The following is a 22,168-nucleotide window of genomic DNA, read 5'->3' as shown; positions in this document are numbered from 1 at the left end:
ATTAGGAGCGATCGCAGGCATAGTTATTTTCTTTTTACTATTCTTTTAATCAATGATGAATCTCAATAAATTAGGACGTAGTTGGGATATATCAAATTTTATTTTGTTAATCGCTGTATCTGGTTTTGCAATCAGTCAACCAGCAGTTAGTTTTGTTCAAGACAGCGTTGAAAACATCCAAGATTCTAACACTTCATATTCGGGGAATATAAATAACTTATTCGCGAATAATTCCTCCGTCGGCGTATTAGCAATATGCGCGGCGGAAGGAAATTGTGAAATTGATGGAACCAAGACTTCACTGTACTACTATCATGTCGATCCCGGCAACCGAAAGGTAAATCGCGGATTCTGTAGTGACCAAGGGCGGGGTGGTACAAACCTTGCAAATGCTGACGCTGGGTGCTTGGCAAGAACAAGAAGTCGGATTCCTAGATTAGTTAGAAAGCTTCAAAATGCTAGCATAAATCCAGAGCAAAATATTGAAGCATTCATCAATAATTTAGACCAATGGAATCAAGCATCCCCTCGTGTTTCTGATGCCTTTCCTAAAAAGTATGCTGATGCGTTGAATAAAGGTTTGAAAGGTAAAGAAGCTATTTTATGGGCAAGAGTTGAGGCTTTTCGCCGTAGGGATGGAGAGTTGGAAGCAGGTAATTCAAGGGTCGGTTTATTTTCGATTTGTGCGAATCCTCAAAACACATACTACACGACTAGATTACAACAATATTCGGCGTTTTCGGAACGTTGGCGATGGAATTGTATTGCCCTAGACCAACGACGTAGATTAAATGCAATAAATCAAGTTTTAGCCAGAAATATAAAATAGAAAATCTTGATGATTCTCGCAGCCAGTTAGTTCTCAAATACATCAATCTGGTTGTGGAACTAAATCCATTGATGTTTGTGATGGAGAACGTTCCAGCTATTGAATGGAAGAAGTTTGCTGGGATTACCGGGAATGCGATCGCTTTAATCGAAGAACACTACATCCTCTCCAAATGGTTACTCACAGCATCCGATTTCGGCGTACCTCAAAAACGGCAACGAGCTATCTGGGTTGGGTCGAAATTTGGTGAGATTGCTGCACCTGTCGGGAACGAAAAGAAGTTTAGGGTTGGGGAGGCGATCGCTGATCTAACCCACATTCCCATCAATACCCAAACTGATACTTGGGAATTAAACCAAAAGGGTGAATACGCTCAATATTTGGACAGAATCTTCCCTGGAACATCACAAGCATCGAATAGAATTAGCGGATGTCTCGCAACAGCACACACAGCAGCGACGCAACAGAAATATGGTAATACGATTCCAGGGGAAAAGGAGCCGACTACTTGGGCAAAACGATTATCAGCCGATGGGTTTTCCCCGACGTTGCGTGCTGGGAGTGGGAATCGAACCGCAGCAAGACCGATACACTACGAACATTCGCGGGTGATAACGGTTAGGGAAGCTGCGAGGTTGCACAGTTTTCCAGATTGGTTCAATTTCGGGACAAGTAAGTTGGCTGCTCATAAGGCTATTGGAAATAGCGTTCCTCCTTTGCTTGCTTGTGCGATCGCATCCCAAGTGTGGATGCATTTGCAAGAACAGCAACAAAGTTCAGTGGGGGCAAGTTGTTTTGTGCTTACCCATGTCTTGGACTTGCAAACCGTTGAATTATTGGTTGATTTGAGAATTTTCTGCTCGATCAGGCAACAGTTGGGGAAACTAAATCACCTTGCTTTTGGTTTGGTTGCTGGGGAAAGTATTAAAGTTGGTGGGACGCGTAGACGCGCTAGCGGCTTGTCGAAGACATCGCCCCCGTTAAAGTCTTGTATCAAAAATCATTGCAACCTTCGATTTTCTGACAAAATAAATAGAAATTACTGTCCAGACATTTTTCTGATGACTGATAGTTATGCGTTTAAATTTGAGGATTCCTTCGCTAGTTTAGCCCTCAAAAATCGTCAGTTTAGTTCCGTAGACAGCTATGAAGCCAGGTTATCGCTATTTAATCTGTCTATCTTAGCCGACTACGACCAATTAGTTTGTCTGCCGGAACTTGCTAATATCGACAAACACTGGTATCAAATTGAAACTGCCAAAAAGGTCATCAAGCAATTTGGCGGTCGGGCAATGCTCTCCGATGAAGTTGGTTTAGGAAAGACTATCGAAGCGGCAATGATTTGTAAGGAGTATTTACTAAGAAATCAAATCAAGTCGTTGTTGATTTTAACACCGGCTACCCTCGTCTCCCAATGGCAACAGGAACTGCAAGAAAAGTTTAACATCAGCACCGTTACTACAGACGATCGCCAACTTCCCCCGGCTGAATTTTGGATAACTCATAACCGGATTGTTGCATCCATCAACACGGCAAAACACGCAACTCATTTCGACCATGTTGTTGCTCGTTCCTGGGATATGGTCGTAGTAGACGAAGCCCACCACCTCAAAAATCGGGTTACTCTCAACTGGAAGTTGGTTGATGCCATTAAAAAGCGATTTATCTTGATGTTGACAGCCACACCAGTTCAAAACAATTTGGTGGAATTATTTAATTTATTAACCTTACTCAAACCAGGATTATTAAAAACAGAAGCTCAATTTAAACGGGAATATGTAGGTTCCAAAGATGGGAGAGTTCCCAAAAATCCAGAGAAATTACGACAATTGATGCGGGAAGTCATGGTGAGAAATACCCGTTCGGTTGTTGATGTCAAATTACCCAAACGTTTCGCTTCCACAATTACCGTTCAACCCACAGCATCTGAGAAGGAATTATATCAAGCCCTGAATCAATATTTACGCACATCATCCCAACAAAAAACCATCGATAAACTAACTCGAAATAACTTACTAATGCGTGCAGGTTCGAGTCCGGTTGCATTAATTCATTCCCTAGAGAAATTATCGGAACGTTTAGAAGATTCCCAAATTCTATTACTGCAAAAGCAAGCGAATAGTATCAAACAATTTGAGAAAACCAGAATGTTGGTTGATTTATTGAAAAAATCCAACCAAAAAACACTGGTATTCGTCAATAATCTCGCTACTCAAACCTATCTTTCGGAATCCTTAAAAGCGAGTGGAATCGAACACAGTCAATTTCGTGGAGATATGTCCCTCACAGCCAAAGATGGGGCGATCGCAGATTTTCGTGAGCGAGTTCCGGTGATGTTAGCGACGGAAACCGGGGGAGAAGGACGTAACCTCCAATTTGCCAATACTATCGTTAATTATGACCTACCTTGGAACCCGATGAAAATCGAACAACGTATCGGTCGTCTCCACCGAATTGGACAAACTCAAGATGTGTTTATCTTCAATTTTTGCATCGCCAATAGCATCGAAGAATATATATTAAAAGTTCTCCACGATAAAATCAATATGTTCGAGTTGGTTGTGGGAGAAATCGAAACCATATTGGGAAATATGGGAGACGAATTTGATTTTGAAGAGATGGTAATTAACCTGTGGTTGGGAAGCGAACGCAAAGACGAGTTAGATAATGCATTTGAATCTTTGGGGGGACAGTTATTGGATGCGAAAAATAGCTATCAAACCATGCAGGAGTTTGACGACCAACTATTTGGAGAGGATTTAGAAGCATGAAAAATCAACTTCTCGATGCAATTAACCAAGTAATTAGTCTCAAATCAGGGGTAGCTGAATATAGCAATGATAATACCTTAGAAGCGCTGCTACCAATTGATATCGCTCAATCTTTAGATATCCCAGATGCGATTAGTTTTAGTACTTCTGCGGAGGGAAATGACAGTTATTTTGTTACGTATAATTCGGAAATATTCGACAGATTTTCCCATTTACTAGACTCCCAAGGTTATGCTGCGGCATTATCTGTTAAATATGACGGATATTTAAAAACAACGGGTTTCGAGAAACGCATCAACGATACATTTTCTCCCCTCAATGGATTAATTCGCGTCGGTAAAGCCTTTGAAGCATTAACTCCCTACGTTTTCTTTAACGTTTCTTATACAGCGAATGCTGATGAAAAACGATTAGGAATGGTGTCATTTTTTGTGAATGGTTTGACGGGGATTCCAGGAGTAGAAATTGGCGATGCATTGTCGTGGAAATCCGACCAAGTTAGTTTAGAAGATGTATCGAGTCTAGATAATATTAATTTTGAACCATTATTAAATACTGCCCAATCCCATGCATCCAAAGTAATCGATAGAGAAATTGCACCTTGGCGAAGAAGTTTAGCACGGAAATTGGGTCGGGACGAAGAAAGAATTAGAAACTATTACAATGAAATTATTGGCGAAATTAACACCAAAATTACCAGAAAAAATTTAGAAGAGGAAGCCAAATCAAAAGAATTAGCTCGGATTCAAGCTACACAAATGGAATTAGAGCGTAAATTACTTGATTTGCACGATCGCTACGATTTAAGTGTTACTGCTCAATTGCATAGTAGTTTGGTAATTTTATTGCAAACCGTCCATATTGAATGCGAACTGATTAGGAAAAAAGCACGACGTGGAATCATGGCGATTTGGAATCCCTATTTAAAAATAATTGAACCTTGGCAATGCGAAAAATCAAACGTACCTGTGACCCAATTTTATTTGAGTGATGGAGATGTGCAAATTATCTCCCCGGAGGTTTGGGATAATGGGGTGAAGTGAAATTATTAAGTTGCCGTGGAAACTTTATTGCAATTTTCCGATTTAACGTTGGATGTGTTGTGTGGGTTTGTGGCACTGTATTTTTGTTGGCTCAGTATTATGGATTGGGAAGTACGATGTGGTTGTTGATTGTTGCACCAATTGCTTTATTAATCGGACTTTTCAAACTTAAAACGTAATACCAAATGCTCCTCATCGAAATAATTTCCATTAATAAATAAAGCATCACGTTCTAAGCCAAAAACCTCGAAACCTCGTGATTTGTAAAGGGAAGATGCCGCTAAATTGCTTGCAGTAACTGCGAGGATAATTTGCCGCAAACCGTCTAGCTGTCGTAGATGAGATAATGCACGATCAAGAAGTACCGCTCCCAATACGGTTCAGTTAAGCCTACAAAGCTGACTAGAGATGTGAAATTTGGGAGCTTTGACTCGTTGTCCTGTACCTCTGTGTATTGGTCTTTTAGAACGAAACTTTGATACAGTTTTTTTTTAACGACCCTGGGATTATTACGGTGAACTCGTTCGGGTAACAACGTATCCAAAATCTCCACGGTTAACCAATCGAAAAAAGGGGGAATTCTTCTGGCTGTAAGCGTTGTAATTTAGGAATAGCACGACGAATGACTCGTAATGTCCCTGTATAACTCATCGCTGCCGAGCTTGTGTGATAGCTGATTTACAAGGTGCCCGCCAGTATTTACCAACTTTTAACTATGCCTCTGACATCCCATCTATTAGGTTTTTAAGTACATCTCGCATCGAGTCTTTAGACCAAAAACTCATTGCTATTACCAGACATACTACTAATTCTGCTGGTAGCGATCACTTGCGTTCTTCTTCCGTTTGGGTATTAGCTATCGACTGTTCGATGACAAAAGCTGGGATCGCCATCTAAATCGCTTTAAGCACGTCACTGCTTTGTATCTCAGGAGACACCAACGAGAAATCCTTAAGATGCAACACACTCGATTTTCGTTCAGGGAAATAATCCCTATTTTACATAACTTTGAAGCTTAACTGAACCGTATTGATATTTATCCAATTCATAGAGAATTCCATCCTTAATTGGTTACTTTATTTATACATAAATATCCTGAAATAATACGTAACATTTGGTTAGTTTTAGAAGATGTAAACTGCTACAATTCACAATCAACAAGTCACTGGGATAATGATGAAGTCACGTTATTACTTGTACTTGGCAGTAAGCATCCTGGCTTTGGGAGTATCTGGTGTACTGTATGAAAGTTTATCCAATTCTCCGAAAAAAATAAAAATACCATTACCTCAAGAAGCAGCACGACAAGCAGAAAAGTTGAACCCAGAGGAAATTACACAAATCGAAGTTGATGAACAAATTCGCGATCGCTTGCGAACCGATCCGGAATGGCGAGAAATTGCCGCAGCGATTCGCCAAGATATTATGATTCTGAAATGGGGTGCGGGTAAACCACAAAATCCCGCTTGGAAACGTTACGGAGCCAAAGCTTATCCTCTACTCGACTACTACACTCGCTCCAAAGATGAGGTGCGTCAAGAATATGGAGTGGTAGGTATTCGTAGTTTGGGTAAACCATACACAACTTTGTGGTTAACACGGCATTTGCAACAGAAATTAACAACCCCAGATATTTATCTGCTGACGGTAAGCTTGAAAACCTTAAGGGATGGTACCAATGATGGAATTACAAATGAAAAAGCATGGCTTAAAGAATTTGGTTTAGACGAAAAAGCCACACGCGATCGCTTGTTGAATCTGGCAAAGCAAAATTTGAAACCAGAACCATCTAGCTCGGAATATCCATACAAAAATCATTATCAACTGAACGTATCTGAGTTCAATAAAGACTTTTTAGTTGCGGTTTTAGGTGATAACAAAGTATACCCCCCAATATCGGAACCTAAAGCATCTCAACCACCACTAAATTTACCAGAATGGTCTAAATTTGCGCGTTTAACCCAACCAAACCCCAGCCAAATCAAAAATGCGATCGCCTATTACCGCAGTCTCCCAGGCAAAACCCAAGAACGCTTACTAGCGGAACGTTTGGGACAAGTCAAAGCAGGTAAAATTTCTCCGATTGGTAAAGCAGTGTTGCAGGATGAAGCCAATAACCCAAAATCAGCAGACCAAACTTGGGCTATAGCTGAGTTGGAACGTCACGGTGATGCCCAAGGGACAAAATTACTACAACAAATAATTAACAACGACCTCAGTAAACTTCATCCCTTGACCCGCGTGACTGGTTACGAAAGTCATACTATCAGAAATACCCATGCCTATTATTTACTAATTAATATTGCCCATAAATACCCACAATCAAAATTCATCACAGGATGTCGTGAATATGGAAATTTAACGGGTGTATCCTACTTCGACAAAGCAGAACGTCCCCCAGCGATTCGCGATCGCAATGCTAAAAAAACACCATTACAACAAAGTCAAGATTGGCAACGGTGGCTCAGTAAATACCCTAATCATCCAGGTGCAGATGATGCCACCTATCATCTCGCTCGCAGCTTACAGGAGAACAACGATGTCATGGGGGCAATGCGGTTGTGGAACAAGTTGATGACTCAGCCTGTGGGGGATGGAGATGCTGTATATTTGACTTATCCTTATCTGCGTTCTTTGCTGGATGTCGGTTTAACTATTGAGCAAATCAAATCACTGCTAAAGGAACCCGCAATTCAACCAATGGTTCCCTTATTGGAGTATGCCCTATCCGTGCGTTACGCCAGAGGACAAAATTATGCTCAAGCCTTGGAAACTTCAGCAAAATTAGACTTGACGAAAATGTCTAACAATGTGCTGGGCAGTTATTATAATTACAATCCCTATTGGTGGACGGGTCGTCTATCCAACCCCCCAGCGATGGAAGTGCAAAAGCAAATGCAAGCTATGCTCTCACAACAACGACAACGCTGGCAACATTTGCTGAAATTGCAGCAAGAAAATACCCCAGACACCCAATATCAGCTAGCCTCAGATTGGGCAGGTGCAGGTGGTTGGAAAAACGGTTACATGGCAATTTGGGATGGTTTTCGCGCGTTTCATCTACCTCTAGAAGACTGTGAAACTTGGTGGGTTTGCAACATGAAACGACGGGAACCTAACTTAGTGCGATCGCTTTATCAGGATTCTAGTCAAAATGCTGTAGCCCTATCTCAATATCAGAAATTGCTGGATAATCCTCATATCCCACCCGAGTTAAGGGAAAAAACCCTGTATATGGTAGCATCAACTTTGTTATGGCAATGGGAAAATCACCCTTCTGGGGAAACTCTCCGCATCCATCCTCCTGCTGGTGTTTCCGGGAAACCCTACTTAGATAATGACGATTATCAAAACCCCTATAAGCAGATGCTACAAGATTATCAAAGTCGCATAGACCGGATAATTATCGAATTACAAATTAGGTTTCCCCAAAGTGCATATATTGACGACTTGTTGTTTTCTAATTATTACTTGAGTGGGAAACTCGCATATCTACAACAACTTGTGCAGAGATACCCAAAAAGCGATCGCGTCCTTGAAGCTAACTTTCTCCTGCAAAACCGTACTCATGAAAAAAATGCACCGTAGTTAGGATTTTTGGAATATGCGACCAGGATGTCATCGTAGGTAAATATCAACCTGAGTTCGGGATAATAAATCCTCAAAACTCTTAATTTCTCATTGTTCTGTCTGAAGCAATTAATCTGTTATCAATAAGATATATTGTTGACAAGTTTATGACAATCTAGGGGAAAATTTAAATTAAATCATCTAATATTGAACACAGAAATAGTGTTAATTAACATCAAGCTAAAGGCTGAAAATATCAAAATTTTTGCTAGGTATTTATCAAAATTTAGCTGATAAATCATCAATCATCAAAAAATGTTGCGATCGCTTTTGTTATATTTGCCAACCTAAACAATGTCATTGATACATATACTTCCTCTGCGGTGGTTATTACAGCAGTTTTCACTTAATCCAGGAAAACCTGCTATTTTTTTAGGATTGCGTAGCCTATTTACGCTGGCTGGCCCGATTGGAGTTGGCCTCATGACTGATCATACTCGTGAAAGTGCGATCGCCACTATGGCAGCTTGGTTTGTTGGTATGGCCAATGTTGAGGGCAATTATCGTCAGAGAGCAAAGGCTATGCTCGCAGCGACGATGGCGGTGACGGCTGTTTTTCTGATTGCTAGTTTGGTTAGTAGTCATGTCTGGTTAGCTTTGGTGACAACATTTATTGTTATATTTATCCTCGGTTTAGCAGGTATTTATGGCAGCGTGGCTGCATCTGTCAGCTTAGTTACTTCCATCATGTTTGTGATTGCGCTGGCTAGATTTGCTTCATTTTCTAATTTGTCTACTCTGCTCCATCATTGCTGGCTATGTCTGGTTGGGGGAACATGGACAACTGTATTGTCATTAGGATTTTGGTTGATGTTTCCTAATGTCCCGATCATGCAGGTAGTCGCTAACTGTTATTTATCACTGAGCAAATTTGTAGATTTACTCAGTAATCAAGGTTTGAATTTAAGAGATGAGCCAGAATGGGAACAGCAATTTTTGCAAGCACAAGATACTGTGATTCAAGATTTGCTAGCTGCTCGTAGCGCCTGGACAACTATGTGGACTAGGCCAATACTTTCGCCAAAATTAAAGAGGGCTTTCCGTAGTATAGTTATTGCTTACCACAACTACAACTCAACACTAACAGAAAGCCCATGCCAGATAGATTAATGAAGATCGTCCCTTAGAGGTATGTGTGTGGCTCCCAACTTAAGTATGATGGGGAAATCCTATGATAATGGTCAGGTAATTGCAGCCCTGAAGCAGAGACAGCACGACAGCACGAGTTTTGGGTCAGTTGCTTGAGGCAGAAGAGTTCTATGAACAAGCGATTCAAGGTGCTAAAGACAATGAGTATCTTCAAGAAGAAGCGTTAGCCTACGAATTAACAGCCAAGTTTTATCTAGAGCGTCGTCGGTCAAAGATTGCTCAAACCTACATGAAAGAAGCACACTACTGCTATGAAAGATGGGGAGCGATGGCAAAAGTCAAAGATTTAGAAACTCTCTTGATTGGCATACTTTATCTGGAGAATAATCTCAGTACCGGAGTGTTTACTAGCGATCGCTTACAAGTCCTTAAACTGTTGATTGCTCAGGCAGCAATTTCACTGGAGAATGCTCGGTTATATGAACGGTTATCGGATTATTCCGAAACACTGGAAAGGAAGGTAGAAGAGCAAACTCAAGCTTTGCAGCAGGAGATCGCGGAACGTCAACAAACCGAAGCCGCATTGAGACAAAGTGAAGCAAATTATCGCAACCTGCTCCAAACCGCGAATTCCGTTATCATTCGCTATGATCCGCAAGGACGGATTCACTACATCAACGATTATGGGGTAAAACTTCTTGGCTATGAAGAACATCAGATTTTAGGGCGGAGCTTATTTGAAACCATCATTCCAGAAGCCGAACTTTCTGGACGCGATGTGAGACCCTTTGTCCATGATTTACTTCGTAATCCCCAATCGTACCCGCAAGGCGAGGGTGAAAACCTGTGTCGAGACGGTCGGCGAGTTTGGGTTGTTTGGTCAAATCAAGCCATCTTCAATGAACAAGGAGATGTCGTTGAAATATTATCGGTTGGCAATGACACCACCCAGCGTAGACAAGCAGAAGAGGCATTACAACGCAGTGAAGCCAAGTTCCGAACTATTTTTGAAAACTCACAGGTTGGTATCTACCGAACCCGCACCTATGATGGCTTAATTCTCAATGCCAATCAACGCTTTGCCGATCTGTTTGGTTTTGATTCACCCCAAGAGATGATTGGAATTGAACACACTATAGGCTATTGGGTCAATCCCAGCGATCGCCAACAAGGCATTGAGGTGATGAAGCGGGATGGGGAAGTGCGAAGCTATGAAGCACAGATGCGAAAACGAGATGGGACAGTGTTTTGGGGACTTTTCTCTTCTTATCTGAATGCAGGCGATGACTACATCGAAGGGGTGATTGCAGATATTAGCGATCGCAAACAGGCAGAAGTAGCGTTGCAAGCCTCTGAAGCAGAACTGCGGGCGCTCTTTTCAGCCATCCCTGATCCAATATGTATCTTCACTGCCCAAGGGCAATTGGTCTGTGCAATCAAAGGAAATCCGTCATATGGAGAGTTGCATAAAGAGGAGTATATCGGCAAAACACTGCATCAACTCTATGCTAAAGAACAAGCTGATGAATTCCTGAGTTACATTCAGCAGGTTCTGAGAACCCAAGAAGTACTCACCGTTGAATATAGGCATCCACTGGCTGGACGAGAAGTTTGGTTTTCGGCTCGCATTGCACCGATTCGGCACGAACAGGTGATTTGGATAGCGCGAGATATTACGCTGCAAAAGCGAGCAGAAGCAGCCTCGATTTTAGAAGAGCGTAACCGCATGGCGCGTGAAATTCACGACACACTCGCTCAGGCGTTTACAGGCATTCTGGCTCAGGTGGGAGCGGCAAAACAGGTGCTAACGGATGATTTAGAAGCAACTGAGGCACACCTGGACCTGATCAAAGAATTGGCGCGAACTGGACTGGTTGAAGCGCGGCGATCGGTAGTAGCGCTCCGTCCTCAGCTTTTGGAGGAAGGCAGTCTACAGAGCGCTCTACATCGTCTCGTCGCTCAACTCAGAACTGCCGCAATGGATACCACTTTATATTATGAGATTGAGGGTGCAGTATATTCTCTGCCGACTGAAGTCGAGAGTAATCTACTGCGGATTGGGCAGGAAGCCTTAACCAATGCGATTCGACACGCCAATGCTGATGAAATTCGAGTGGAGCTAATCTACGATCGCGATCAGTTTTGCTTGCGCGTGAGAGACAATGGACAGGGCTTTGGAGTTGGGAGTATTCCAGCCTCTGAGGGTTTTGGCTTACTAGGCATGAGCGAACGGGCAGAGCGCATCGGCGCACAACTCACGATTAGGAGTCAACCTGGAGAAGGAACAGAGATGATTGTTACCGTTGATCGGGAGGCATCACAATGAGCCAAGCCATTCGGGTTCTGATTGCAGACGATCATGCTATTTTTCGGCAAGGATTAGCCACCATTATTAACCGTGACCCAGATATGCAGGTGATTGCCCAAGCCGAAAATGGGGAACAAGCGATCGCTCTATTTGGGGAACACCAACCGGATGTCACGCTCATGGATCTGCGAATGCCTGAAGTGGAAGGAGTTGCCGCCATCGGTGCAATTTGTGCTACTGCTAAATCTGCTCGGATTATTGTACTGACCACGTATGATAGTGACGAAGATATTTATCGGGGATTGCAGGCAGGCGCAAAAGGATATCTGTTGAAAGAAACTGAACCTGACGAGCTTCTGAATGCTATTCGTACCGTTCATCGGGGTCAGAAGTATATTCCGCCTGATGTAGGAGCAAAGTTGGTACAGCGCCTCAGCAATCCAGAACTGAGTGAACGAGAACTAGAAGTACTCCGCTCACTGGCGCAGGGAATGAGCAATGCCGATATTGCAGCTGCTTTGAGTATTGGTGAAGGCACTGTCAAATCTCATGTCAATCGGATTTTGAATAAGTTGGATGTTAGCGATCGCACCCAAGCTGTAATTGTTGCCGTTAAACGCGGCATTGTTAATTTATAGGATGTACTTTCGATAGAATTGGGATTATAACTTGAGTTAGAACTAGCCTTCTACTCCACGATGGCATGGTTGCTCTATCAATTTATAGTGTAAAAATTTTAACCTGCTATAGACGACAACTTCAGGGCGATCGCCTATATTGAGTTTATGCAAATAGAAGTGCATCCAATCAGGCAAATCATGCTCCTTGAGAGCGGTAAGAGGCTGTCTCTAAAGAAATGTAAAGGGGACGCAAGCGGGCAATCGCAAACGCTCAAATCCTTAGTTTAAGCGAATTACTCGAATGACACCAAAGCAGGTTCATTAATTCCACAAGAATCTGACAAATCATTGTAAGAATTTGAAAGAAGTCGAGCCTTGGAACTAAATACATTTTAAATAGATAGAACTAGGAGAATCCAATCATGGTCAAACAGCAATCTGTAGACGAACAAGCAAATGGAAAGGCAACTAGCAACCTGACACCAGCCCAGGAGTTTTTGCAAGAACTCTGGGATGAGCATCTGCGGCTTGAGTTTGACGCTCACAACACCGAAGATACTCTCGCCACGATGGTTGAGGATGCTTACGTTAACGGCATTCCAGTAATGATTGGGGGAGTAGGGAAACCGGCACTGCGCGAGTTTTATTCCAAGTACTTCATTCCACAGATGCCGCCGGACATGGATCTGACTCCGGTCTCGCGCACAATCGGAACCAATCAACTCGTCGATGAAATGCTAGTTAAGTTCACTCATACCATCCAGATGGACTGGATGCTACCTGGCATTGCTCCGACTCTTAAACGGGTTGAAATGGCATTGGTAGTAATTGTTCAGTTTCGTGACGACAAGCTAGCCCACGAACATCTCTACTGGGATCAGGCGAGTGTATTGGTTCAACTCGGTATGCTTGATCCGGGTATACTGCCCGTTGTAGGGGTTGACAGTGCGCGCAAGGTACTTGATCCGAGCTTGCCCTCAAACGCACTGATCGATCGTGCCAGCGATCGCAACTAAGTGCAGGAGCCAGCAAATATCAATGCCTAAACCCGCCATTTTGCAACCAGGATGAGTACGATCCTGGTTGTAGGAGGCGCTTCTTATTGCTAGTTAGATGTTAGCGATGCCTACGGCAACGTCAAGGACGAACGCACCCAAGCTGTAATTGTTGCCGTTAAACGCGGCATTGTTAATTTATTAAGATGTACTTTCGATAGAATTGGAATTCTAACTTGAGTTAGAACCAGCCTTCTACTCTACGATGGCATAGTTGCTCTATCAATTTATAGTGTAAAAATTTTAACTTGCTATAGACGACAGCTTGAAGGCGATCGCCTATATTGAATTTATGCAAACAGTTACGCAATCAATGGATTGAGTAAGTAAATTGCCAGGTTCCATGCTTGATGCAAATGTATAAAAATGAACGACGATCGTAGCCACAGTTCCTTACTTGTAACCCCTTCAACCCAGGATTGGATGCGAGGTGTGCTGAGTGCTAAAGTCGTGCTGGTGATGTATGGAGACTATCAATGCTCTAGAAGTGCGGACGTTTACAGGATAATTCAAAGAATCAAACAAGAGCTGAGTGCTTCTTTTGGAGAAGATTATTTATGCTTTATCTTCCGTCATTTTCCGCAAATACAGATTCATCCTCATGCTCAACGAGCCGCCGAAGTCGCTGAAGCCGCCGCTGCCCAAGGACAGTTTTGGCCAATGCATGATACTTTATTTGTTTATCAACAGAAGTTAGAAAATGGTTATCTTGTAGAGTACGCCAATGATTTAGGGCTTGATATCCCTCAATTTCTTAAAGAGTTGTCTAAACAAGTGCATGTCGATCGTGTCAATGAAGATATCGAAAGTGGATGCAAGAGTGGAATAACGGCTACTCCAGCCCTATTTATCAATAACATTCGATATACTGGGCGCTGGAAAATGGCAGAGTTGATGACAGCCATTGTTGCTGCAAGTCACTAAGCTCTATTCATATCTGATACCAATTTGAAAAAAGAATGCGACAGATACACAGACCCAAAGCCTTATCCTGTCTAGATTCTTAATTTTGAATTTTGTTAGCGCAGCGGTAGCGAGTCCTCGAGCGTCATTTTGAATTTTGAATTGGTATGACTTGTTTGTTAGTGCTAGTAAGCTATCGAATGCGTGATGGCTAGCTTTTGCCTGTTTTGTTGAACTTAAGCGCCTCACTGGAATGACCCCAAAACAGGTTCGCTAACACGATACGAATTATTCATAGCGACAAACAGGAGAAAAATGAAATTAACTACAACACGACGCTCAATTTCTAGAATCACTGGGATGCTTGCTAAAACCACTCTATCAATCATCGTTATAACGGGAGTAGGTGGGGTTTTGCGAATGCATTCGGCGATCACTACCCCTCCACCTCAACAATCTCTTATTCTTGTTGCAACCGCCTACACGGATATCACATTGCCAACCTTGAGACAGGGCGATCGCGGTAGAAGAGTGCAAATGTTGCAGCAAATTCTCTTAGATAATGGGTTCTTAAATGCTGCTGGAGTCAGGTTGGGAAATCCGAGGGGTGCGGTTGTTGATGGTACATTTGGCGCGATTACAGAATCTGCGGTGAGAGATTTACAACGACGCTACAACATCCCCGTTACAGGACAGGTTAACCCTGTGACTTGGGAAGTGCTGGATATGCGGGAGAATCCCTATCGATCGCCGCTCCCCTGGAAAGTGTAAGCGTCCTCCCAGGTAACTGGCGGTCAGATCCAAGCACTACATCCACGCACAAATCAAGGAGACACAGATGAGGATTAAAGCAACCCAAGGACATCAGGGAAGCGGAACGGAAGTGAAAGACGCGACTTACGTGGATGCTGCCGGGTGGGGTAAGTATCGGTGGTGGCGGTATGTTCTGGGGCTGATGATCATTCTCTTTGCCTGGATGGTCGTCGCCAACTTTGTCAGTGCGATCGTTGCGCTCGCGATCGGCGGTCAGGAGGGTGTCGCGGCATTCAGTCGGTTGGATTACGCTGCGTTCGGTCCCATATGGGGCTTCGTCGTAGTTATGGCGGGTTTTCCGGTGTTCCTCGCTGGAATCCTCATCGCCGTCACCCTCATTCACCAGCGTCATCCCCGAACGCTCGTGACGGCGCGGGAGAGGATCAGTTGGACTCGCATCGGTCACGGCTTCGTGGCTGGGTTCGTGCCGTGGGTTCTGCTCGGCGGGCTGGGGCAGTACCTCCTCTACCCTAATAGCTTCTCCTTCAACTCAGACCTTAAGACGTTCGCGCTCTTCGTGCCTTTGGCACTAGTCATCACCGCAATCCAGACCACCACCGAGGAGCTTTTCTTTCGCGGGTACATCGTGCAGGGTCCGAGCCTGATCTGGTCGAACCGCGTGTTTCTGGCGATCGTCTCAGCCGTGATCTTCACCCTGCCACACGCCACCAATCCAGAGTCACAGGAGGGTGGCTGGATCGGGATGTTCCTCGGACTCTTCGTCGGCACGGGTCTATTGTATGCGATCGTTTCATTGATCGACGGCACTACCGAGCTTGCGATCGGCGCGCACTTCGCCAACAATCTCGCGTACTTTCTCTTGTTCAACTGGTCTGGAAGCTTCTTCACCACGCCAGCCCTGTTCAGCATCAGCGAGTACCATGCGAGATTCTATGACATCACCTCTCTCGTGCTGATTCCTGTTTTCCTGGTAATCGTTTTCCGGGTGTTCAAACGCAATAAGGCATCTTAACTCGTTTCCCAGAGCTACCGGAACGCTCTTCGGTAATCCCGTCAAATCCGGAAAACAATCGCAAAGGCAACTAGCGACCAGATCCAAGTACCACATCCATGCACCGGTAAAGGAGATAAAGATGAGGATCAAAGCAACTAAAGGAAAGCAGGGAATCGGGACGGACGTGAAAGACGCGACTTACGTGGAGGCTGCCTGTTGGGGCAAGTATCGGGGGTGGCGGTATATTCTGGGATTGGTGGTCATACTCTTTTCGTGGCTGGTTATCGGGAGTCTCGCCAGCGTACTCGTCGCGTTCGCGCTCAACGGCCAGCCGGATTACTCCGTGCTTGATCCCTTTGGGAAGTTCCTGTTTGTTATGGTAGGTTTCCCGTTTTTCCTCGCGGGGGTTCTCATCGTCGTTACCCTTATCCACCGCCGCCACCCCCGAACGCTGATTACGGCGCGGGAAAAGATTAGCTGGCGGCGTGTAGGTCACGGATTTGTGGCGTGGTTCGTGCCATACTGCCTGATCGGTGGGCTGGGACAGTACCTGTTCTACCCTGACACCTTCTCCTTCAACTCCGACCTCACGACATTCGTGCGCTTCATGCCGATCGCACTGGTTCTCACCGCGATCCAGACCACCACTGAGGAGCTTTTCTTTCGCGGATACATTGTGCAGGGCGCGAGCATTGTTTGGACTAACCGCATCTTTCTGGCGATCGTATCAGCCGTGATCTTCACCCTGCCGCACCTCCTCAACCCGGAGGCGATCGCAGGCGGTTGGCTCACGGTCTTTTTCAGCTACTTCCTGGTTCCGGGTCTGCTGTGGACTATAATCTCGTTGATTGACGGAACCACTGAGCTTGCCATCGGCGTACACTTCGCGAACAACATTGGCGGCATACTCGTGATTAACGCAGCCGGAACCGTCGTGACCACGCCAGCCCTGTTCACAGTCAGCGAGTACCACGCGACCTACGGGGCGTTATCGGTGCTGGTTGCAATACCTGTGTTCCTGGCGATCGCCTACGGGGTGTTCAAGCAGGAGTCGCCCCAATCCGTTTCCCAGAGCCACCAGAAGGGTCATTGGTGACCCCGGTAAATCCCGAACCCATCAGCAACTGAAGTCAGCAACCCGATAAAAGGAGTCAATTATCATGCCTCGTGTTTCTTCAAATCACCTGGGGGAGTCGGGAAAGCCCCCTTCCGCGTCCTCGGTTCGGACTAGCAATACCTCCCGTCCGGGCTGGTCCGAGATTATCGTCGGACTCGTCGTCTATTTAATCGTAGGGTTCGGCGGTGTCTCGCTGTTCAAGCAACTCGGTCTTGACCCCGTGGTCCACGGACTGATCTTGACTGCATGGACCGGCGTCGCCACCCTCATCGCGTTCACGGCAGCCGCGCGGCTGCGTATCCGTTCCCTGAGTGCCTTCGGTGTACGCCGAACCTCCAGTCGCTGGCTTCTGACCAGTGTTGGCGTAGGGCTGGTTGCCTTTGTGCTCAAGGGTCTGGCGATCATGGCCTGGATCCAGATCACAGGGGACACGGACAATGTCCAGGATGTTTACGCAGAGGGTGGTCGCGGCGGGTTACTGCCTCTGGTTTTGTCCACAGTATTGATCTCCGTCTTCTCACCCTTCGGCGAGGAACTGCTCTATCGCGGCATCGTCACCAATGCGCTGCTGCGCTATGGTTCGTTCGCTGGGGTGGTGGGCAGCACTATGATCTTCGCCCTCATGCACGGTATTAACATTGTCTTTCCGGCGGCCATTGTGGCCGGTCTCGCTACCTCTGAGGTCTTCCGTCGTAGCGGCTCGATCTGGCCCGGTCTCGTCGTTCATATTGTTTTCAACCTGCCCACAATCCCGATCATGTTGCTCGTTGGCACGGGCTGAAAGAAACCGCAGCATACCTCAATCAGGAATTCATCATGCAATATCTTTCACAGGATTTAATCCTGCTTGCACTCAATCCCGAAACTGGGAAAACTCGCTTCTCTTGGTACGCGGCGCTCGAATATGGCTTGGTCGGTTCTTTGTTACTAGACTTAGTCCTGCAAGGCAAACTTGAAATCGACAACGACAATCGTGTGATCGGTGCGATCTCAGGTAACACAGGCGATGAATTCTTAGATCGACACCTCAATGAGGTTCTAGCATCGTCTCGTCCTCGAACTGCAAGGTTCTGGATTACTCTTTGGAGACGAAGATACAGATGGTTTCAGCCGATTGTGTTGCAGAACTTAGTCAATTTAGGTGTTTTAGAACGACAAGAGCAGCGCATTCTTGGTCTATTGCCAACGCAGCGATATTTTCTGACCGATGAATCGGTTCAACGCGAGATTGTCCAGCAAGTTCGCGCCGCCGTGTTAGAAGGCATTGGACTGGATTATCGCATGGTAGCATTGATTAGTTTGATGCAAGCCTCTCACCTGACCGATGCGGTGTTCAGACCTGAAGAACGTCCTGAAGCGCGATCGCGAATTAAGGCGATCGCAGAAGGGGAATTGGTCGGCAAAGCAGTTTCAAAGGCAATTTTCATCATTCAAGCAACCACGCTTCTGAGTGTAGTCAATGTCCGATGAAATCGTTAGATCGCATAGCAAACGTTCCACCACTGTGGGTTTTAATGCTGCTGCAAGCACTACAGTACAAAGGCTTATCGCTACTATTTTTGGCGGAATTATCGGTATTGTTTTAATTCTACTAGTCAAAAATACATTAGGAATTGCCGTCTGTTTCTTGTTGCTGGTGTTTATGGCAATGTCAATGCGATCGCTAAGTTACAGTATATTTACTCTACTGCTCACACCCGCCATCATCTTATTACTGAATATGATTAGCGCCAGTGGTTGGCAAATAGGACTGTGGCGAATTTTCGATAGTTTGCTTGGGGGTATCTTAGCACTGCTGGGCAGTTATTTACTTTTCCCCATTTGGGAAAGACAGCAACTTCCTACACAACTAGAAAAGACGATTCGAGTCAACCTAGTCTACTTTCAGCAAGTCATAGCTAACTATCTTCATCCACAGCAAAATACGTCTGCTAACTCTATCAATACCCTGCGCCATCAAGCAGCACTAGAAAACGCCAACGCCTCCACAGCTGCTCAAAGATTATTCAGCGAGCCCCGCCATGTTCAGGGAGAAATAGAACCTGTAATGACGCTAATGGTGTATATTCGCGGCTTTTTTAGTTCAGCGACAACTTTGGCAGAACATTTGCGGGAATTTAGTGGCGATTACCAATTTACCGAACTCCAGCCACTCAGCGATACAATTATTCAAACTTTAGAAAACTTAGCAGATGCCCTGCATCAAAGGCAGCCACCTCAAGCTTTACCAGTACTGGATATCTATCTAACAGCTGTTCATGAGCAAATTCAACAGTTACACAGTTCGCGTTTGTCAGAAATCGCCACCAATTCCCGCGCTTTTACACCTACATTGCAAGCAGTTCGAGAACAAACACCCCTATCCACAGAGTTAGATAGAATTGCGAATGAAATTACAATTATGCACTGTGTAATTAACCGTCTGCAATTTGATTAGAAGTTATCCCAACCATTGGGGATTTGTTGCTGTGCTGTCAAATTGGCTAGTAGTTTTAAATAATTCATACTTTCCTTTGATAGCATCGGCACGAGTTCGATTCAACAACGCCTGGACTTGTTCCTGGCTCATGGGTTGAAATGTGCGTACCGCCTCCAAGGCTTGGTTGAGAATTTCCATCCTCTCAATACCTGTAATAACCGTTGAAGTTGGCAAATTCATGGCATAGTGTAGGCACTCGATGGGTTTGACTGTGTTACTTTTAAGAATGTTTTGGTCGCCCATTGATTTCATCCCCAGCACCCCAATGTTATCTTTGACCAACAGAGGTAGAACTTGACGTTCAAAACTTCTAAAGTGGGCATCCATCACATTCAACGGCATTTGCACCGTATCAAAACGGAAGTTATTTTGAGCAGCCACTTCCAACATCCGCAAGTGAACTAAAGGATCTTTGTGCCCCGTAAAGCCTATGTAGCGAACTTTACCTGCTTTCTGGGCAGCGACAACAGCTTCCATCGCACCACCAGGAGCAAAGATTCGGTCTGGGTCTTCCATGCGAATTATTTCATGATGTTGCAACAAATCAATGCGATCGGTCTGCAAACGTTTTAAAGATTCGTCAATTTGCTTAGTAGCCGCCTCTTTGGTGCGACCATCAATTTTAGTCATCAGGAAAACTTTTTGTCGATAGCCATCCCGCAGAGCCTTACCCATGCGAATTTCGCTACCGCCATTGTGGTAGTCCCAACTATTATCCATGAAATTAATGCCGCGATCAATAGCAGTACGAATAAGCCGAATACCCTCTTGCTCGTCTTTTGGTCGTCCAATGTGATGACCTCCCAAGCCAATCACAGATACTTTTTCTCCTGTACGTCCCAGTGTTCTGTAGATCATTTCGCCGCTTTTGGTTTGAGTGGAATTAGGTTGATTTTGAGCTAAAACTTGTCTGGATAAAGCTTCTGAATTTGCTAATCCTATGACAACTAAACCGGAGGTAGAAGCAAACTTTAATAAATCCCGTCTGCTGATATCCACAAATTTATCCTTAAAGAAAAACTATCAGAATTCACTTTGATAGTTTTGCAATCAGCATCATAAAAATCATCTAACTGTTGAAAGAAAGATCATCTCAACTTTTGCAAATATACCTAGCGATTTCTCATCGCTGTTGATTTTGCACACAAATGTAGAGGCTTCCCGTAGGGTAGGTAACACTCCAAGAATTTGCCACCCTGGCGCTGGTGGGTTTTGTCTAGGCTGTGTACTTTGTTGAAATTTGGGCGATTTTTAATACTTTTGTACGTGACATTAAATTTTCCGTCAAAAGTTTAATTTAATAGGGTTTACAGCTATCGTCACTACTCATGTTTTTTGTATGAACACAATCCAAAAAAGACACAGAGTCAACAGCTTTAACAAGCGTGAGTATCGCGTAGCGACTCCTGTATGGAAACAAATATTTAGTCGGAAAACAGGCGATCGATATCCCTTGACTGATGGAGAATCCTTACAACCTCAATTCCATCATCAATCTTAGTATAAAAAACAATGTACGGCTTAACTGGAAAACTTCTAAGTTGTTCGCCTAAATCATCCCGTATTTGTCCCATATCTGGAAACTGAGCCAACATTGGCAAGCGGTTTAGAATATTTGCAATCTGCTTATCTGCCGCTATTTGATTATTTTGAGCAAGATATACCCAAATATCCTCCAAATCTTGCTCTGCGAGTTGGGAGATTTTATAACGATTCATTGAGCTTTATTTTGGTTGAGTCTGCGTTGTCCTTTTTCTTTAATCGTTTGCAGCAAGCTCGGTAACGACTCGTCATCGTACTCGCGATATTGACCATTTTCTAACTGTTGCAAACCCAAGTTAATATCGCGCTGCAAGGCTTCTCGCTTGAGCTTGCGTATCTCTGCTTCCGATGCTTCTAAGCGTCGCACCATTTCCTGAAAACTACTTGCATCTTGAATTACTATCTCTGCTTTACCATTAACGGTAAGCACCAGTGGCGATTTTGTTGCTTTAATCTGCTCGATAAACTGTTTGACATTACGTTTAAAATCCGTGAGCGGATAAATATTTTCCAGATCAATCATATAATTTAGTATGTAATTCAATCCTAATTTAGCATTTTAATAGATTTTAATTTGATATGTCGCTCAAAAATTAACAGCGATACTCCAGGGGAGCTACTACGCGGTCGCGGAACTAATTCCCTGGGAGTGCGAACATCCCTCAAAAAAATCTACAATCCTTACAACACAAGCTTTTACCCACATTATTATTTGGGATAAACTGGATAGCTCCTCATCGATATTATCCCAGTCTATGGGTTACCGAGCATAGGATATCACCTACGCCATAAAAGAGTTTTCGTCAACAAACGAGCATAGGATAGCATTCACGAAGAATTAAGACTTTTAGACAAAGTAGAGCATAGGAAAGCAAGACACAAAAACAATGCTTTCGGACATTAACGAGCATCGGAGTAAAGGAGGACGACTTGCTATTGCAGAGGATTAAAATTGGGGTAAGATTGGGGTAGACAATTTTTGTAAAGCGTGAAAATACCGAAAAATAGGGATTC

18 protein-coding genes and 2 pseudogenes are annotated in these 22,168 nt (G+C 44.3%); 15 read left to right on the top strand and 5 right to left on the bottom strand.

All coding sequences use genetic code 11. From position 1 onward, the window contains the following. Nucleotides 1-52: 52 nt before the first annotated feature. Genes VB733_RS25305 through VB733_RS25295 form a run of 3 tightly spaced genes read left to right on the top strand, consistent with a single transcriptional unit; the run spans nt 53 to nt 4,643 of the window. On the top strand, nt 53-829 hold the full coding sequence (locus VB733_RS25305) for a hypothetical protein (RefSeq protein ID WP_323342815.1): 777 nt from the start codon (nt 53-55) through the stop codon (nt 827-829). Continuing rightward, nucleotides 787-3,600, top strand: coding sequence for an SNF2-related protein (locus tag VB733_RS25300; protein WP_323342816.1), 2,814 nt, complete (start codon nt 787-789; stop codon nt 3,598-3,600). Before VB733_RS25305 ends, VB733_RS25300 begins: the two co-directional genes overlap by 43 nt. Then, nucleotides 3,597-4,643, top strand: coding sequence for a hypothetical protein (locus VB733_RS25295; RefSeq protein WP_323342814.1), 1,047 nt, complete (start codon nt 3,597-3,599; stop codon nt 4,641-4,643). The genes VB733_RS25300 and VB733_RS25295 overlap by 4 nt, the downstream gene beginning before the upstream one ends. A 149-nt stretch (nt 4,644-4,792) precedes the next feature. Here VB733_RS25295 and VB733_RS25290 read toward each other — a convergent pair whose 3' ends face one another. After that, entirely contained in the window at nt 4,793-5,017 is a 225-nt protein-coding gene (locus VB733_RS25290; RefSeq protein ID WP_323342813.1) for a GNAT family N-acetyltransferase, read from the bottom strand. 276 nt (nt 5,018-5,293) lie between these two features. Further along, nucleotides 5,294-5,536, bottom strand: a pseudogene (locus tag VB733_RS25285) (transposase domain-containing protein); the annotation flags it as partial. Between the two features lie 280 nt (nt 5,537-5,816). On the opposite strand from VB733_RS25285, the gene VB733_RS25280 reads away from it, so the two are divergent. From VB733_RS25280 to VB733_RS25225, 12 genes and pseudogenes are all read left to right on the top strand, one after another. Beyond that, nucleotides 5,817-8,231: a hypothetical protein gene (locus tag VB733_RS25280; RefSeq protein WP_323342811.1), complete on the top strand. Its 2,415-nt coding sequence runs from the start codon at nt 5,817-5,819 to the stop codon at nt 8,229-8,231. Nucleotides 8,232-8,696: 465 nt separating this feature from the next. Further along, a complete protein-coding gene (locus VB733_RS25275; RefSeq protein WP_323342810.1) occupies nt 8,697-9,383 on the top strand; it encodes an FUSC family membrane protein in 687 nt (228 codons plus the stop codon). 97 nt (nt 9,384-9,480) lie between these two features. Then, a pseudogene (locus tag VB733_RS25270) lies at nt 9,481-11,688 on the top strand (PAS domain S-box protein); the annotation flags it as partial. After that, the gene (locus VB733_RS25265; protein WP_045868506.1) at nt 11,685-12,308 is read left to right on the top strand and encodes a response regulator; all 624 of its coding nucleotides are present in this window, start codon (nt 11,685-11,687) and stop codon (nt 12,306-12,308) included. The pseudogene VB733_RS25270 and the gene VB733_RS25265, both read left to right, overlap by 4 nt. A gap of 404 nt (nt 12,309-12,712) precedes the next feature. Continuing rightward, nucleotides 12,713-13,306 carry a hypothetical protein gene (locus tag VB733_RS25260; RefSeq protein ID WP_323342809.1) on the top strand — a complete coding sequence of 198 codons (594 nt, stop codon included), beginning with the start codon at nt 12,713-12,715 and terminating at the stop codon, nt 13,304-13,306. 405 nt (nt 13,307-13,711) lie between these two features. Then, entirely contained in the window at nt 13,712-14,269 is a 558-nt protein-coding gene (locus tag VB733_RS25255; RefSeq protein WP_323342808.1) for a DsbA family protein, read from the top strand. Nucleotides 14,270-14,563: 294 nt separating this feature from the next. Beyond that, nucleotides 14,564-15,019 (top strand): peptidoglycan-binding domain-containing protein, encoded by a 456-nt coding sequence (locus VB733_RS25250; protein ID WP_323342807.1) that lies wholly within the window; start codon nt 14,564-14,566, stop codon nt 15,017-15,019. A 67-nt stretch (nt 15,020-15,086) separates the two neighbouring features. Next, entirely contained in the window at nt 15,087-16,034 is a 948-nt protein-coding gene (locus tag VB733_RS25245) for a type II CAAX endopeptidase family protein (protein WP_323342806.1), read from the top strand. A 121-nt stretch (nt 16,035-16,155) separates the two neighbouring features. Continuing rightward, on the top strand, nt 16,156-17,112 hold the full coding sequence (locus VB733_RS25240) for a type II CAAX endopeptidase family protein (RefSeq protein WP_323342805.1): 957 nt from the start codon (nt 16,156-16,158) through the stop codon (nt 17,110-17,112). 64 nt (nt 17,113-17,176) lie between these two features. Further along, entirely contained in the window at nt 17,177-17,914 is a 738-nt protein-coding gene (locus VB733_RS25235; RefSeq protein ID WP_323342804.1) for a CPBP family intramembrane glutamic endopeptidase, read from the top strand. Between the two features lie 35 nt (nt 17,915-17,949). Then, nucleotides 17,950-18,603, top strand: coding sequence for a GOLPH3/VPS74 family protein (locus VB733_RS25230; protein ID WP_323342803.1), 654 nt, complete (start codon nt 17,950-17,952; stop codon nt 18,601-18,603). Next, on the top strand, nt 18,593-19,570 hold the full coding sequence (locus VB733_RS25225) for an FUSC family protein (RefSeq protein WP_323342802.1): 978 nt from the start codon (nt 18,593-18,595) through the stop codon (nt 19,568-19,570). Before VB733_RS25230 ends, VB733_RS25225 begins: the two co-directional genes overlap by 11 nt. 3 nt (nt 19,571-19,573) lie before the next feature. Here VB733_RS25225 and VB733_RS25220 read toward each other — a convergent pair whose 3' ends face one another. From VB733_RS25220 to VB733_RS25210, 3 genes are all read right to left on the bottom strand, one after another. Continuing rightward, nucleotides 19,574-20,611: an aldo/keto reductase gene (locus tag VB733_RS25220; protein ID WP_323342801.1), complete on the bottom strand. Its 1,038-nt coding sequence runs from the start codon at nt 20,609-20,611 to the stop codon at nt 19,574-19,576. 425 nt (nt 20,612-21,036) lie between these two features. After that, the gene (locus tag VB733_RS25215; RefSeq protein WP_323342800.1) at nt 21,037-21,330 is read right to left on the bottom strand and encodes a type II toxin-antitoxin system RelE/ParE family toxin; all 294 of its coding nucleotides are present in this window, start codon (nt 21,328-21,330) and stop codon (nt 21,037-21,039) included. Further along, nucleotides 21,327-21,677 (bottom strand): type II toxin-antitoxin system prevent-host-death family antitoxin, encoded by a 351-nt coding sequence (locus tag VB733_RS25210; RefSeq protein WP_323342799.1) that lies wholly within the window; start codon nt 21,675-21,677, stop codon nt 21,327-21,329. Before VB733_RS25210 ends, VB733_RS25215 begins: the two co-directional genes overlap by 4 nt. Between the last annotated feature and the right edge of the window lie 491 nt (nt 21,678-22,168).

The organism is Calothrix sp. UHCC 0171 (genome assembly GCF_034931845.1).
Classification (GTDB): Bacteria; Cyanobacteriota; Cyanobacteriia; order Cyanobacteriales; family Nostocaceae; genus Brunnivagina.
Note: the sequence above shows the minus strand (reverse complement) of the source record. Positions and strands in the feature narration are given on the sequence as shown.

What these genes read in the sequence shown, in the direction of transcription:
- VB733_RS25305 (WP_323342815.1), top strand. Translation starts at nt 53, where the DNA reads ATGATGAATCTCAATAAATTAGGACGTAGTTGGGATATATCAAATTTT.
- VB733_RS25295 (WP_323342814.1), top strand. Translation starts at nt 3,597, where the DNA reads ATGAAAAATCAACTTCTCGATGCAATTAACCAAGTAATTAGTCTCAAA.
- VB733_RS25280 (WP_323342811.1), top strand. Translation starts at nt 5,817, where the DNA reads ATGATGAAGTCACGTTATTACTTGTACTTGGCAGTAAGCATCCTGGCT.
- VB733_RS25275 (WP_323342810.1), top strand. Translation starts at nt 8,697, where the DNA reads ATGACTGATCATACTCGTGAAAGTGCGATCGCCACTATGGCAGCTTGG.
- VB733_RS25265 (WP_045868506.1), top strand. Translation starts at nt 11,685, where the DNA reads ATGAGCCAAGCCATTCGGGTTCTGATTGCAGACGATCATGCTATTTTT.
- VB733_RS25260 (WP_323342809.1), top strand. Translation starts at nt 12,713, where the DNA reads ATGGTCAAACAGCAATCTGTAGACGAACAAGCAAATGGAAAGGCAACT.
- VB733_RS25255 (WP_323342808.1), top strand. Translation starts at nt 13,712, where the DNA reads ATGAACGACGATCGTAGCCACAGTTCCTTACTTGTAACCCCTTCAACC.
- VB733_RS25250 (WP_323342807.1), top strand. Translation starts at nt 14,564, where the DNA reads ATGAAATTAACTACAACACGACGCTCAATTTCTAGAATCACTGGGATG.
- VB733_RS25245 (WP_323342806.1), top strand. Translation starts at nt 15,087, where the DNA reads ATGAGGATTAAAGCAACCCAAGGACATCAGGGAAGCGGAACGGAAGTG.
- VB733_RS25240 (WP_323342805.1), top strand. Translation starts at nt 16,156, where the DNA reads ATGAGGATCAAAGCAACTAAAGGAAAGCAGGGAATCGGGACGGACGTG.
- VB733_RS25235 (WP_323342804.1), top strand. Translation starts at nt 17,177, where the DNA reads ATGCCTCGTGTTTCTTCAAATCACCTGGGGGAGTCGGGAAAGCCCCCT.
- VB733_RS25230 (WP_323342803.1), top strand. Translation starts at nt 17,950, where the DNA reads ATGCAATATCTTTCACAGGATTTAATCCTGCTTGCACTCAATCCCGAA.
- VB733_RS25225 (WP_323342802.1), top strand. Translation starts at nt 18,593, where the DNA reads ATGTCCGATGAAATCGTTAGATCGCATAGCAAACGTTCCACCACTGTG.
- VB733_RS25215 (WP_323342800.1), bottom strand. Translation starts at nt 21,330, where the DNA reads ATGAATCGTTATAAAATCTCCCAACTCGCAGAGCAAGATTTGGAGGAT.
- VB733_RS25210 (WP_323342799.1), bottom strand. Translation starts at nt 21,677, where the DNA reads ATGATTGATCTGGAAAATATTTATCCGCTCACGGATTTTAAACGTAAT.